The 14,294-nt window shown below is 41.1% G+C and carries 11 protein-coding genes; 5 read left to right on the top strand and 6 right to left on the bottom strand.

Annotation, left to right across the window (positions count from 1 at the left end):
- Positions 1-12: 12 nt before the first annotated feature.
- Entirely contained in the window at positions 13-1,596 is a 1,584-nt protein-coding gene (locus tag BUB71_RS03555) for a SagB/ThcOx family dehydrogenase (protein WP_073152068.1), read from the top strand.
- Positions 1,597-1,847: 251 nt separating this feature from the next.
- On the opposite strand, the gene BUB71_RS03550 is transcribed toward BUB71_RS03555, so the two are convergent.
- A complete protein-coding gene (locus BUB71_RS03550) occupies positions 1,848-2,792 on the bottom strand; it encodes a threonine ammonia-lyase (RefSeq protein WP_245815519.1) in 945 nt (314 codons plus the stop codon).
- Positions 2,793-3,158: 366 nt separating this feature from the next.
- On the opposite strand from BUB71_RS03550, the gene BUB71_RS03545 reads away from it, so the two are divergent.
- The 3 genes from BUB71_RS03545 (at position 3,159) to BUB71_RS03535 (ending at position 6,995) form a co-directional block, all read left to right on the top strand.
- Entirely contained in the window at positions 3,159-4,562 is a 1,404-nt protein-coding gene (locus BUB71_RS03545; protein ID WP_073152059.1) for an FAD-binding oxidoreductase, read from the top strand.
- On the top strand, positions 4,559-5,671 hold the full coding sequence (locus BUB71_RS03540; RefSeq protein ID WP_073152056.1) for an FAD-dependent monooxygenase: 1,113 nt from the start codon (positions 4,559-4,561) through the stop codon (positions 5,669-5,671). The genes BUB71_RS03545 and BUB71_RS03540 overlap by 4 nt, the downstream gene beginning before the upstream one ends.
- Positions 5,672-5,792: 121 nt before the next feature.
- Positions 5,793-6,995: an MFS transporter gene (locus BUB71_RS03535; RefSeq protein WP_084731003.1), complete on the top strand. Its 1,203-nt coding sequence runs from the start codon at positions 5,793-5,795 to the stop codon at positions 6,993-6,995.
- A gap of 469 nt (positions 6,996-7,464) precedes the next feature.
- On the opposite strand, the gene BUB71_RS03530 is transcribed toward BUB71_RS03535, so the two are convergent.
- From BUB71_RS03530 to BUB71_RS03520, 3 genes are all read right to left on the bottom strand, one after another.
- Positions 7,465-8,628, bottom strand: a complete 1,164-nt coding sequence (locus BUB71_RS03530; RefSeq protein WP_073152053.1) for an MFS transporter — start codon at positions 8,626-8,628, stop codon at positions 7,465-7,467.
- A gap of 115 nt (positions 8,629-8,743) precedes the next feature.
- Positions 8,744-9,175, bottom strand: coding sequence for an Rrf2 family transcriptional regulator (locus BUB71_RS03525; RefSeq protein ID WP_073152050.1), 432 nt, complete (start codon positions 9,173-9,175; stop codon positions 8,744-8,746).
- 196 nt (positions 9,176-9,371) lie between these two features.
- Positions 9,372-10,781 carry an MFS transporter gene (locus tag BUB71_RS03520; protein WP_139278962.1) on the bottom strand — a complete coding sequence of 470 codons (1,410 nt, stop codon included), beginning with the start codon at positions 10,779-10,781 and terminating at the stop codon, positions 9,372-9,374.
- Between the two features lie 90 nt (positions 10,782-10,871).
- Here BUB71_RS03520 and BUB71_RS03515 point away from each other — a divergent pair, with 90 nt between their 5' ends.
- Entirely contained in the window at positions 10,872-11,195 is a 324-nt protein-coding gene (locus BUB71_RS03515) for an ArsR/SmtB family transcription factor (protein ID WP_073152047.1), read from the top strand.
- Positions 11,196-11,499: 304 nt separating this feature from the next.
- Here BUB71_RS03515 and uvrA read toward each other — a convergent pair whose 3' ends face one another.
- The gene (gene uvrA / locus BUB71_RS03510) at positions 11,500-14,031 is read right to left on the bottom strand and encodes an excinuclease ABC subunit UvrA (RefSeq protein WP_073152044.1); all 2,532 of its coding nucleotides are present in this window, start codon (positions 14,029-14,031) and stop codon (positions 11,500-11,502) included.
- Entirely contained in the window at positions 14,028-14,207 is a 180-nt protein-coding gene (locus BUB71_RS03505) for a hypothetical protein (RefSeq protein WP_073152041.1), read from the bottom strand. The genes uvrA and BUB71_RS03505 overlap by 4 nt, the downstream gene beginning before the upstream one ends.
- Between the last annotated feature and the right edge of the window lie 87 nt (positions 14,208-14,294).

Below are 14,294 nucleotides of genomic sequence, written 5' to 3'. Positions count from 1 at the left end.
GAGGAGTTGTTTTTGGATCTTCATGATTTTTTATATCATTTACACTTTAAGCCTGAGAAGATATATCCTGATGATTGGGAAGTGGATTGGGAAAACGCACCGATTCCATATAAGTTATACCAGGGTTTACCAACAATCACTCTTCCTTTAGATATTCCGCTAAATTTAAAAAAGGGAATTTACACGGGTACTCCAAATTTACATACCATTGGTCATTTTCTTTGGTATGTATATGGAATTTCTCATATTTGCCAGACGTCTTTTTTACGTGTTCCGAATCAATCAACAATCGACCATACACAATATTATCGACGATTTGTTCCATCAGGTGGTGCTCTATATCCAAATGAGTTGTATATTTATCTAAAAATGGAAAGTTTACCAGTTGGGATATATCATTATGACGTTGCTCATCATTGTTTGGTCTTATTGCGTGAAGGGAATGTGGATGACTACTTAGACCAGACTCTTGGTAATCAGTGTGCTCATTCATCACTATTTAGCACAGTTTTTGTTACCACTCGATTTGAAAAGAACTTTTTTAAATATCATAACTTCTCATATCGTTTGCAAGCTCTCGATGCAGGTGCTTTAATGGGACAGTTATTAGAAGTAGTGAAACGATTTGGTTTTTCAGCAAGGATTCATTTTCAGTTTTTAGATCAAGCGGTGAACCATTTACTAGGATTAAATAATCAAGAGGAAGTTACGTATACCGTGATTCCCCTGTCTACAAGTGCTGTTTTCGATCAATGTACGAATCAATTAAACAATAAGACATCTTTTGATGATCAATCCCTTTGCAGAGAAATACCTGTCTTACCCAAGCAGAGGACATATTCATCTGTGAAACAATGGACCTTTCCCGAAATTACCCTATTAAATAAAGCTTCCTCAATCCAATCAACTCAATCATTTCGTTTTTGTAATAAAAAAATGAGACTGCTTCCAAAAACAGAAAATCCTCTCTCTCTTCCTCCTGTTAAAGACTTTTCTTTTGATTGGTTGTCTGTTTGCCAAAAACGTTACTCTCCTGGATTGGACTTTACCTTGAAAAAAATTAAGAAACATCAGTTGGCGATTTTGTTGCATGAAGCATGTGCTGCTTTTGTCTATGCAAATGATCTGGATGAAGAAATCGGAAAGATCGGTTCTCGGTTATCCATCTATTGTTGTCTTTATCAAGTGGAAGATATACCAAATGGTGCTTATTACTATGATCCTATTAACCATGAACTACATATCATCCGCTTAGGTGATCATCGATTAAAACTACAGCAAAGCTTGACAGTGTACAATATGAATCTTTATCAAGTTCCTGTATGTGTTCATGTAGTTGGTGATAAAAAACAACTCCAATCCACTTGGGGTTATCGGGGTTATCGTATCCAACAGATGGAAGCGGGTATGTTAGTCCAGCGCTTATTGCTCACCGCATCATCATTGGATATGGGCGGACATCCTTTATTAGGATTTGATGTCCAATCATGTGATGAACTCTATCAGTTAGATAGTCTGTCACAAACAAGCCTTATTCAAGTACCTATTGGTCCTTTCAGACCATATTCTAGACTGACAGGGGGGCTTCATGAGTAAATCTATTGAAACAAATTCAGAAAGGTGATTTGACAGCAAAAATGAATCTGTTCAAGGTTGGCATTTTCAATTGAAACAATATCAACAAATGTTGTAAAACAGAGGAACCATTTTAAGTATGTTTGTAAAAGGTGCTGCTTGGATAACACCATAAAAGGATATTAAATCCTTGATAGACATAGGCAAGTAAGCAGCGGTTATTTGTATGTTGAAAAGAGAAGCACCCTGCCGCCATGTGGCGACAGGGTGTTTTAGTCTCGGTAACGCTTGAAAATATCGGTCAATGCATCCAAACTCAAATTCCCACCACTTGCGATGACGAGAACTTTCTTCCCTTCAACATCGGGAACTCGGCGGCTTAGCAAGGCGGCAATGCCAACAGCACCAGAACCTTCAAAAATCATGCAGATCTTCTTGGCAGCAAGATTGATTGCATATTCAATGCTGGCTTCTGACACCAGCACAAACCCATCCACAACCTCCAGTGCTAAATCGAGTAACGATTGGGAGATGCCACCGTGAAGCGATTCGGCGATTGACGACTTGTACTCCACAGGCACCAACTTTTTCGCTTGGAAAGAGGCGTACCATGCTGGTGAAGCCTCGCTTTGCACACCAAAGACTTTCGCTCTGGGGCACAAGTTTTTGGCAACAATCGCCGTTGCACAGACTAGACCACCAGAACCAGCCGGTGCAAGAATCACATCGAAATCTTCGAATTCCAATGCCTCTAGCGCTACTGTTCCTTGACCAGCTATTGCCTCCTTGGATTCCAGATCAAGCATTCTACGTCCAGTTTGAGCGGCTAGATCGTAAGCGAAAGCTTCTGCTTCCTTGTACTCAGCACCGTACTTGATCACTTCGCTTCCATAGTACTGGATAGCTTTGATTTTGTGTTCAGGTACCGTAAAGGGCACTACCGTCGTCAGAGAGGCTCCCGGCTTCTCGGCAATGGCTTTTGCCATCACTTTGCCGAAACTTCCCGAAGAAACCGTAACGAAATCCCCTGACCCCAGAGAGCTCACTAAATTGTAAGCTCCTCTTGCTTTAAACGCGCCCCCGATTTGCCAATTCTCGAACTTGACCCAGACTTCTGCTTTTGCTAGGTTCGATACATCATCCCAGTACAAAAGTGGGGTGTTTTCGACTTTTCCCTCGATATTGTCCGCTGCTTGGACAATGTCAGAGAACGTCACCTGGACCAATGTACCTCCCGTTTGGTCTCGCATTAGAGATTCCTTCTACGGTTGCCTCAAGACTGCTCTGTCCCGAGATTAATCTAGGGGGTAATAAGCTCCCATCAACTAGAAAAACAAGAACTCTCAATCCTTAGACTAATATTAATATATGTCGAGTTCGGATAGTAAGAAAATATTTTTAACATGATCGAATTTACGAGGAAAAGACTATCAATATAACTCACATCTAATCTATCGATTTCAAGATGTTGGATTGTATTGTGCAATAATATTTCGAAACATAAATATATAAATTTAATTGATAATAGTATTTGATAACTGTATATTTGTATTAATAAATATTGTCCCAAAAGGGGTAGTGTTATGAATAACATTTTTAATTCAAAACAAAATCTCACAGACGTTGGTGGTCACCGACCTCGTACTGTGAAAGATGTACGAACTGCTAAGAGTCTACAAGATGTTCGTGAAATCGTAATAGATGCTAAATCAAAAAAGTATCCTATTTATCCAATCAGTACAGGGTTTAACTGGGGTATGGGCTCACGCATTCCGATAAAAGATGAAACAACGATTGTGGACTTAAAACAAATGAATCAAATTCGGACATTGGATTTAGAGCGGGGATATGCAGTAATTGAACCAGGGGTAACGCAGAGACAACTTTCGAAAACATTAGAAGGCACTAATTGGATGCTTAATGTAACTGCTTCCTGTGCTGATTCTAGCGTAGTTGGGAACGCTTTGGATCGAGGGGATGGCACCATTCGAGCTCGTTCTGAAGATATTCTGGGTGTGGAGGCAGTACTTGCAGATGGTTCAGTGGTAACTACAGGGGGACTTGATCAAAAAAATTATTACTCTGGACGAACAGCAGGTCCTGATTTTACCCAGATGTTTGTTCAATCCAATTTAGGCATTGTAACTGCAATGGCCATTTCGCTCATTCCACGTCCAGAATCAATCTATTTATATTATGCACGTTTTCGAAAAGACTTTTTTCCAAAGGTATTTCAATCACTTGTTCAATTATATCGAGTGGGGTTACCAACAACAGGAATGATTCGTTTACGAGAGTTATATTTAGTACCTGAGACAGGATCATATCTTTTGCCAAATGGTGCCGACCCTGAACATTTTGTTATTTTGATACCATTACTTGGAACTCCTGAGACTGTAAAAATATCTGAACAAATGCTTATTCGTAAACTTCACTCATTAGATGGATATGCTGGTGCTCGATTTTTAGATGCAAAAAATACTCCAAAAAATGATCCTTTATATGTGCGAGCACAATTGGCGCAGGGAATCCCTACTTGTTTACCCATCCGAAGAGGACTACGCTTAGATTCATGTGATGTAGATAATGGTTCAATGGGATTTCTTTGTTTTCTACCCCTTATTGGACTAAATGCAACAAGTCCTATAACTGCATTACAACAACTCCAACAATCAGTGAACGAGCATCCAACAGCACTTGCGGCTGAATTCAACTTTATTTCATCTCATACAGCCAATATGGTCATTCAAATCTCATTTGAACGGTCAGAAGAAGCAATCAAACGTGCTCATGCTATGCGTCATTCTGCAAGACAAAAATTTATTGAGTCTGGAGCTTTTCCCTACCGGTCAAATATAGATCACATTGAAAATGAAATATTGGATCGGGGTGAAGAACTCCATCATCTTCATGCAATCAAAAAACTGCTTGATCCCCAAGATATTATCTCTCCAGGACGTTATCTGAACACGAGAGATATCAAATGAGCCGGGATAAATTCGATGTAGCGATCATTGGTTCCGGAATCGGAGGGGCCTTTCTCGCATTTTTACTGGGGAGAGCAGGATTAAACGTTGTAGTTCTCGAACGAGGTTTAACCATTGGAAATCGAGGAGCTGAATTTCTCAAGTTTGGTGGAATTCGTATATTTGAGCATTATGGTTTACTGTCATCACTTTTGCACAGAGGAGCTCTCAAACGTAAAGTTATAAAATACTATCATGATGGGCAACTGATTGACCACTTCGATTTTTCAAAATATGGTTCTGATTACATAATAGCTCCCTATAAAGAGATCGTAGGAACGGTGACAACAGCATGTAGTAATTATCCGAAGGTAGAGTATTGGTTTAATTCTACTGTGTCATACATTGAGACTGAATCAGATATAGCTTCTCGTCTATATCTGCAAGATGGTCGGATTATTAAAGCAGATGTATTTATTGGTGCCGATGGAGTTCAGTCTATTGTACATCCCTATATGAATGCACAGATAGAAACTCGACAGTATAACCATTCCATCTATGGAGGCTTTATGCAAGCGGTACCAAGTGTTTGGGAGTTTAATCGACTATATTTTAGTTCAGACGGCTGGTTTGCTTATTTTTATCCACTTGACAAAAGGATAACCCGTATCTTTATTGGTATTCCCTCAACGATTCATTTAAATAATATCATTCACCCATCTAAGCTCATTAACCATTTATCAACCTTTGTATCCGAAAGTATTGATGTTTTAACAGGACTCACATCTGTCAGGTTTCATAAGATTCCGGTCAGTTCTTCATTGGCATCAATTTATCATCACTTTAATGTAATCGCACTAGGGAACGCAGCTTTTTCTTTCCACCCCATGACCGGTCTTGGGATGAGCTATACCCTTGAAGACGCTAAAATTTTAGCAGAGGTGATATTGGATGGATTTCACGATGTCCAGGTGCTTAATCAACTGTTAAAATCACGCTACGCACCTCGTCGAAAAGTACACGAACAAATATTAGAGTATGGTGATCAGCTTGCAAGAACTTATTCGGATGTTGTCAAGTACAAACAAATATTTCAACCTCATTTGCACATTGGACAAGTATCCACCTAAAAAAGATATACAGTTTAATTCTGCGTCATCTAGTCCCGAAATGAAGACAAGAGCAGATATTTGATCTTTTGGAGAACTTGACATCTAAGTGATCAACTAAAAAAAGAAATGAGGCAACCATATGAATCATACGGAGAATCTTAGGATTGAGTCAAAAAAGAAATCTCAATTTAGTTTATTCATCATCGCATTAATCCTTACAGGATTCAATCTTCGTATTGCTTTAACATCTCTTCCTCCATTAGTAGGAGATATCGAGCGATGGACAGGTTTAGGTGCAATCGGAGCAGGTTTACTTACCACTTTACCAGTTTTAGCGATGGGAATTGTTGCTCCAATTGTTCCAGGTTTGACCAATCGATTTGGAAGAGAGAATACGATCATTTGGTCTTTAGGCATGCTCACACTAGGTATTGGCGGGCGATTTTGGGGAGATTCGTTAACGGTTCTTTATTTTTCTACTACTGTTGCGGGGTGTGGGATAGCTGTTACAGGAGCTGTTCTTCCAGGATTAATCCGTGAACATTTTGCATCAAGAGCTGGAATGATGACAGGTCTTTACGCTGGAGCTATGGCATTAGGAGCTACAATTGCAGCTGGAGCTGCCGTTCCACTGAGAGACACATTCGATTCTTGGGAAAAATCCCTTTCTGTCTGGGCACTTCCTGCTTTTGTTGCATTTCTATTTTGGATTCCTCTCAGTCGAGCTAATAAGAAGCATCAAGGTCAGCAGAGTCGAATTTCACTTCCTTGGAGACATCCTGTTGCATGGTTGATCACTGGTTATGTTACCATTCAATCATTATTATTTTTTAGTCAAATGGCATGGTTGGCACCTCTATATGTAGCCAATCATTTTTCAGAAAAGGAGGCTGGTTTTCTCTTTTCAATCTACAGCATTGCAGGATTAGTCGCTACAGTGTTGATCCCAACATTATCTGATCGTTGGAAAGATAAGCGTCCAATCATGATAGGTTCTGTATGTTGTGCTTTGACCGGCCTTTCTTTACTCACGTTTATACCCGCTACACTATCTTGGTTCACTGTTATTATTCTTGGCTTTGGACAAACTGCATCTTTTTCGCTTGGATTGGTTCTACTCGTTGCATTTGCTCCACAGCCTAGAATTGCAGGACAGCTTACAGCAATGGCCTTCCTAGTTGCTTATATTGTTGCTGCTATTGGTCCCATTGCACTTGGTGCATTACAAGAAATTACTAATGGATATTCTGTTCCTTTTACTCTACTGCTTATTATAAATGCTGTTTCATTAATATTCGCATTTCAACTCAAACCCGGATTACGAGTGGATGAAAACCAGTAAGTGAATTTTAAGTAGATTAGCGTATTTCATGATTAGTATTCACATGATAGAGAATTGCTCAGAATGTAGACATATCTGCTGTGACGAGAGATATGTCTACACTCATCGAGTTATCAGTTCATAAACAGATAAACACGTCTACAAGTAATAGTAGACATCAGCTTGTAGATAAAGTAATGGTTCCGTCAATATTTCACGCTTCGACTCCATTTCAGGCTGCACAGATGTCTTGAAGGCGCCCCATCTGCTCGTTCAGGGCGGTATCAACTCGGCTATCGCCTCAGACATACTACCGTCTATTCTTCGCTACACTTAACAAGGCTTTGAAGCGTCTGAAAGTCACTCAATAGCGAAATATTGACTCCGCGAATTCTCCTTCTTCTATCCAATTGGACGACCACTTCTTATAATCAATTAGTAAGTACTACGGGTAGATCGTATGATCTAAAGGTAAATCAAATCAAGCATATTACTGAGATAAATGAGTTTCAGCTGTTTTCTTCATGAAACGAATACTCAACCAAACAAAAAGAATTGCGATCAACACTGATCCCCCAGATATTAACCCAAGGTTTGTCACCGATCCATATTTCAATTCAAGCCCACCAAACAATGATCCTAATCCACTTCCCAAATAAATGAATGAACTATGCAAAGAAAGAACAACTCCAGAATCTTTCTTAGATATCCCAATCAGCCTGTGCTGTTGAGCTGGATTAAAGGTAAACCCACTAAATCCAAACAGTGCCATGGCTGCAATCCCAAGAGTAATCGTTTGAAAAAAAGATAGAGCTGTGTTAGCAATAAAGAGCAATGTAAGTGCGAAAAACATGGTTTTGACCGCACCAAAGCGATCTGCAGAATATCCACCAAAGGTAACTCCAAGGAAACTTCCAATTCCACAGATAAAAAGCATCAAGGCGATGGTTTGTTCAGTTGCTCCAACCCTTCCGAAAATATCAGAGATATATGTGTAGACTGTGTAAATGCCAATGGACCAAGTTAAAGTGATCATTAATGAAGATAAAATTGAAGGGCGTTTCAAGAATAAAAGGCGTTTCATTATTGATATCGCTTGTTCTGTTACAGGAACTGTTGGGAAAAAAAGGCGAATGAACAATGCTGCAATCAACGATACACCTCCAACAATCCAAAATGTCCATCTCCAACTTGAAAGCGAAGCAATCCATATACCCAGTGGAACTCCAAGAACAAGGGAAATGGTAAGTCCACTTACCACAATTGATATCGCTCGACCACGCATTTCAGGCTTTACCAATTTAGATGCTGTAAGGGTAGCTGCAGGTGAAAATATCCCTGCTCCCAGAGCAGTTACTACTCGAAATACCATCTCAATCCAATAATTGGTGGCTATACCACATAAAATATTTCCAGTAGCGAACAAAAGCAAAGACCAAAAAAGAACTTTTCTTCTATCTAATGATGCTGTCGTTGTAGTTAAAATCGGTGAACCAATCGCAAAAGCAATCGAAAAAACGGTTACAAGTTGACCTGCAATAGATAAAGAAATATTGAAATCTTTGGCGATTGCTGGAAGTAAGCCAGCTATCATAAAGCCTTCCATACCGATGGCAAATGTACCAATCGCCAATAAAAGAATACGATAATTCATATATGCACTCTCCATTCTCTGTTCGTCTAAATGAAACTGGTGCGGTTCTATTTGGAAGTAAAAAAATATAAATGAAACTAATTTGGTTCTATTTACATACAAAAAAATAATGCTGTTATTCAAAGATCATCTCATTCAATAGATCTGAAATTGTTGTTTGTCTCAACTGCTCTTTCATGGTGTTTTCAGTGTAATTGTAGATTTGATTAAGTACAGGTTGAATACTTTTCCCAATTTGGCAATGGGTGTTTGGTGGACTATGATGTAACTCAAACAATGGTTTATCCACAATGGCCTCGTATACTTCTAACAAAGTGATTTTTTTAGGGTCCTTTGCTAGCTTCCATCCAGCTCCTTTACCTCCTTGTTGGACAACGACCAATTTAGCTTTTGCAAGCATTCTTAGAATACGCCGAATAAAGACAGGGCTTGTATTCACACTGTTAGCAATTCGATCCGATATCACAAATTCATCTCTCTCTTGGGTCATAAAAGCAATAAATGTCAAACTGTGAAGAGCAATTGTATACCGACTTACCACGGCCATCCAATCACCTCCTCTTAATGGAACTATTCTAGTTCTATTTAAGTTTGATGTCAACCCCATATGGATCTTTAATTGAATGGTCCAAAAAAATCCACAGGACAGCCCCATATTTTAGAAAAATCGAGTCAGAGCGTCGCCGTGAACCATGATCACGAGTTGATCATGTGACTTTGTCTACAAACTGATGAACGAGATTTTATTGATTGATCTGTTTCTTTTGGCGCGGTAGGGTTAAAGCGACGATGGTTCCAACTAGCATGCCAACGGATGCTAGATAAAAAGCGGTCCGGCTGCCAGACGCTATAGAAGTAAGAAGAAGTGAACCTGTTTTTCCATGTACTCCTGCATTGGCGATGGCAATTAAAACAGCCATACCAATTGCGTTACCGATATTTAAAGATGTTGAAGCAATGCCTGAAGCGACTCCTTGCTCTTTATCTTTCACGCCGATGGAAGCAATGATCCACATACATGTCCAAGTGATTCCTTGACCAATTCCTGAGATAACGAGTCCGGGTACAATGAACCAATAATTACTATCTGGATATGATCCTAAGGGTAGTAGAGCAGTGCCGATTACTCCAATCATAAATCCTGTTAATAACGTGTTGCGCGCTGTAAAACGTGTGGTAAACTGTGCACCAAGTTGTGTTCCAATGGCAATCGCTATTGAGGGAATGAAAAAAGCAAATCCAGTTTGCAGCGCGTTAAAATGTTGCACATTTTGAAAGAGTACTGTTAGGAAATAAGGTAGCGCACCAAACGTACCCATATAGATAAACGTGGTGGTCAAACCAGTAACCAAATGGCGATTATGTAACAAGCTAATGGGCATTAATGGATCGGATGTTCGTTGCTCAATCAAAGCAAACCTGGTAAGAAGAATGATCGAACCGATTGCACAAATGATTACGCTTAATGAAGTCCAACCTGATTCAGGACCTTGTACAAGAACGTAAACAAGTAATGTGGCACCTAAAGTGACCGTGATTGCACCAGGGATATCAAAACTTCGTTTATGATCTCTTATTTGATCAGCAGGTAAAACAAATAGAGCAGCGAGTGCGACAATCCCTGCAAGTGGAACATTAACGTAAAAGACAGCTTCCCAGCCATAGCTATTTGTTAAAACGCCACCTAAAAGTGAGCCGATTGTTAAACCACTTGCGCCTGCACCTCCCCAGACTGCAAGTGCACGATTTCGACTAGGACCTTCTTCGAATAAGCGATTAATTAATGATAACGTAGCAGGGAAAAGTAATGCTCCTCCAATCCCTTGAATAGAGCGAGCGATAATGATCACTGTTGTATTCCAAGACAATCCGCCGAGTAATGATGAGAGTCCATAAACGAGTAAGGCAAATATGAACATCTTTTTTTGTCCAATTAAATCGGCTGCACGACCTCCAAACAGCATAAAACCGCCGCAAAAAATTGTATAAGCACTAACAACCCATTGGAGAGTTTGACCTGTAAATCCAAGTTCGCGCCCAATTTCAGGCAAGGCCACAAATACAATGTTTAAATCTAGGGCATAAATCAATTGAGCCAAAGCTAATAAGACTAAGCTAAAAGTGAGATAACGAGTTTTAACAAGAGTGGACATAATATATTTACACCTTCATTTCAAATAAATTTGAATTGATTATACCTCAAATAAATTTGAAATGTCAATTCGACATGTTATAATTAATTTATGAAAACCATTGACGAATCATTGTTAGCAAAACCAGCAAAAGTACTCAGTGATCCAATTCGGATCAAGATTTTGCATTTGTTAAAGAATGGGCGAGATGAAACGTGTCTAGCACCTATTTGCAATGAAGTACCAACCGCTCTTTGTCCCACTGATCTCCAATTTAAATTAGATCAAATTACATCATCAAAGCTGTCGTATCATCTCAGACTGTTGAAAGAAGAGAAGTTTATTACTGAGCAGAGGGAGGGAAAACGGATTTATTACTGTTTGCAACCAGAACGAGTAAAAGAGGTGATGGAATTATTAAGTGATTTATTGTGAGGAATAAATGGAGATAAATGCATGACTTCTAACCAATCTCACCCACTTATGTACGAGTAGGGATTGGTTGGTCTTTTTTATTTTAAATAACAAACAACCTTCGATCTCTATAAGAAACCAAAGGTTGTAATGTAATATATCTTATGACATAAAAAAGAACGAATCGTTGCTGCTCCCTTGACTGGAGGTATCAGGCAATTATAACTTCGCCAACCCGTATTACGAAACAGTCTGAGGCTTTCGACCGACGGTACTCACATAGATGAGACCACTATCAATTATTAGGTTCTATTTCGCAGATGAATCAATGTCCGGACGACAGACGCTCTTTCAAGTACTGTCCGGTGTAAGAGGATTCGACATGTTGCACCTCTTCAGGCGTCCCTTGCGCTATAATGGTTCCACCCGATTTGCCGCCTGCTGGTCCGAAGTCGATGATCCAATCGGCAGCGCAAATGACATCCAGATGATGTTCGATCGCAATGACTGTATGCCCTTGGTCAACAAGCTTGTTCAGGAAAGCGATGAGCCGCTCTACATCTGCCGGATGCAGTCCTGTCGTTGGTTCATCCAGTAAAAACAGAGTATGGCTGCCCCTGTTTTTCCCGAGCTCTCTGGACAATTTCATTCTCTGCGCTTCTCCGCCGGATAACGTGCTTGTAGGCTGCCCCAGTTTAATATAATGGAGCCCCACTTCGATTAGCAACTCCAGCTTGCGCCTAATCTCCTCATGCTTCTCGAATAGTGGAAGACACTCCTCCACGGTCAAATCCAACATGTCGGAGATGCTGTACCCTTGATATTTCACCTCCAGAACGTCTTTCTTGAATCTTTTTCCATTACAGGAAGGACATTTCACTTCGACATTGGGCAGAAAGTGCATGCCCATCTGTAACACACCAAGACCTTTGCACTTCTCGCAACGTCCACCGGCTGTGTTAAACGAAAAATGCTTGGCCCTCAGTTTTCGACGTTTGGCATCTGGCAGCCCGGCGTAGAGGGCGCGGATCATCGTGAATAAATCCGTGTAGGTCGCGATATTCGAGCGGGAGATTTTGCCGACCGGTTCTTGATGAACCGTGATCATTTTGCTGATATACTCCATTCCGCTGACACGTTCATCCGAACGACCCTGCTGAATTGCTTGTTCCACCACATCGAATAAAAATGTGGATTTCCCCGAGCCAGAAACGCCGGTAATTGCAACGAACCGATGCAGTGGAACGGACACTGTCACCTTTTTCAAGTTATGCTCTGAAGCATTCTTAATCACAAGTGATTGATTTCCCTTTGTTCGCCTTGGAGCTCCACGATAGGGTGTATGTGTAAACAAATAGGGTCCTGTAACGGATGAGGGAATGCGTTGTAGCTCTTGAGGTGATCCCACTCCTACAATATAACCGCCGTCCTTGCCGGCTTTCGGCCCGATATCGATGATGTAGTCGGCCTGTTCCATCACATCGACATCATGCTCTATCAGTAATACAGTATTGCCCAAATCGCGAAGACGCTTCAGCGCTGCCAACAGCTTGTACGAATCTCTTGGATGCAGACCTGTCGTCGGCTCATCCAGAATATACAGTACCCCGGTTAACCCCGAACCAAGCAAGGAGGCGATCCGCAGCCGTTGTGCTTCTCCCCCAGACAGGGAAACTGCGGAACGAGACAACGTCAAGTAGTAAAGACCGATATCGAGGTATCTCCGGATTCGTTCTGTTAAATCCTGAAGAATCGGTTGAAGGATCACGTTTGCTTCCTCGCTGAGCTTAGAATGTAGCCGTTGCAGCCAATCCCACAGCTCATCCAGAGCGTATTCGTTAACCTCTACGATCGATGCTCCGTCAAGCGTAACCACCCGGCTTTCTTTCTTTAGCCGGGTACCATGGCATGCTTCGCATGTTTGCGAGGCAAAATAAGAAGTCCACTTTTTGCGGCTCTCTTCATCGTTCAGAGCTTCATGGTATTTTTTCTGAAATGTGGTGATGATCCCTTCGAATTTGCCCTCTCCGACTTTCTTCGGTGGCTTTTTGCCTGGAAACATTGCCTGGAAAGGCTCGCTGGAAACACCGTAAAATAACAGCGTACGCTGCACTTCGTTATAGTCTTTGATCGGGAGATGAACATCAAATTCGAAGCCATAGTGAACCGCTGCCGATTGCAGCGAATCCATATAATACGAGAGTATGAAGTCTGTATCCCATGCCTTGACGCCGCCTTGAGCGACACCTAACTTTTCATCGAAAATCGCCTCCTGTATGATCTGGCTTGTAAATCCTAGTCCACCGCAAGACGTGCAGGCACCTTGTGCTTTATTGAAAGAAAAATGAGCCATTGTCAGTTCGGGGAGCTTATGTTGACAAAAAGGGCACTCCACGATGTGCTCCTCATCGCTTTCTTCCTCCAACAATTGATCGCTTTCCTTATCGGGCGTCGATAAGCTGATCTGTCGTTCGAAAGTCGGCTTCACCTGACGCTCGCAGGAAGGGCAGGGACGTTCGCCAAGGCGTGCATAGAGTACCCGAAGGTATGTATAAATCTCGGTCACAGTACCGACAGTAGACCGCGGATTGCGATTGTTATTATGCTGTCCAATGCTGATGGAAGGGGACAATCCGGTTATGGAGTCAACGTTAGGCTTGTTTAAATAATCGGTGACCATCCCCATTGATTCCATGTATTGTCTTTGGCATTCTTTTTGCAGCGTATGCATGGCAATCGACGATTTGCCGGAACCGGAGACCCCCGTTAACACGATGAGCTTATGTTTGGGGATGGTCAAAGAAATATTTTTCAAATTGTTCTCTCGTGCGCCCCGTATTTCAATAATATCCTTCATATTTTTTCACCTGCTTGTGAGTGAAGCCTATTACGAACCTGGAAGATTTGCATGTCGTGCTGCTGAACCTCTTTCAGCCCCAAAGGAACCTTTGAATGCTTTCCTTTGGATAATGAAATGCACCCTCCAGGCAATATTGGAAAGTATCGTACGATATTTCTTTGTTGTTTGCTCATGCGATCGTTCCCCTATCCTTTTAAAGTTTATTTCTGCATTTGCAGTGTAGCAAATGTAATATGACAACTGCTGTCATATTAGAGTGG

Source organism: Seinonella peptonophila (assembly GCF_900129355.1).
GTDB classification, from domain to species: Bacteria; Bacillota; Bacilli; order Thermoactinomycetales; family Thermoactinomycetaceae; genus Seinonella; species Seinonella peptonophila.
Note: the sequence above shows the minus strand (reverse complement) of the source record. Positions and strands in the feature narration are given on the sequence as shown.

What these genes read in the sequence shown, in the direction of transcription:
- BUB71_RS03540 (WP_073152056.1), top strand. Translation starts at nt 4,559, where the DNA reads ATGAGCCGGGATAAATTCGATGTAGCGATCATTGGTTCCGGAATCGGA.
- BUB71_RS03535 (WP_084731003.1), top strand. Translation starts at nt 5,793, where the DNA reads ATGAATCATACGGAGAATCTTAGGATTGAGTCAAAAAAGAAATCTCAA.
- BUB71_RS03515 (WP_073152047.1), top strand. Translation starts at nt 10,872, where the DNA reads ATGAAAACCATTGACGAATCATTGTTAGCAAAACCAGCAAAAGTACTC.
- BUB71_RS03520 (WP_139278962.1), bottom strand. Translation starts at nt 10,781, where the DNA reads ATGTCCACTCTTGTTAAAACTCGTTATCTCACTTTTAGCTTAGTCTTA.
- BUB71_RS03525 (WP_073152050.1), bottom strand. Translation starts at nt 9,175, where the DNA reads ATGGCCGTGGTAAGTCGGTATACAATTGCTCTTCACAGTTTGACATTT.
- BUB71_RS03530 (WP_073152053.1), bottom strand. Translation starts at nt 8,628, where the DNA reads ATGAATTATCGTATTCTTTTATTGGCGATTGGTACATTTGCCATCGGT.
- uvrA (WP_073152044.1), bottom strand. Translation starts at nt 14,031, where the DNA reads ATGAAGGATATTATTGAAATACGGGGCGCACGAGAGAACAATTTGAAA.
- BUB71_RS03545 (WP_073152059.1), top strand. Translation starts at nt 3,159, where the DNA reads ATGAATAACATTTTTAATTCAAAACAAAATCTCACAGACGTTGGTGGT.
- BUB71_RS03505 (WP_073152041.1), bottom strand. Translation starts at nt 14,207, where the DNA reads ATGAGCAAACAACAAAGAAATATCGTACGATACTTTCCAATATTGCCT.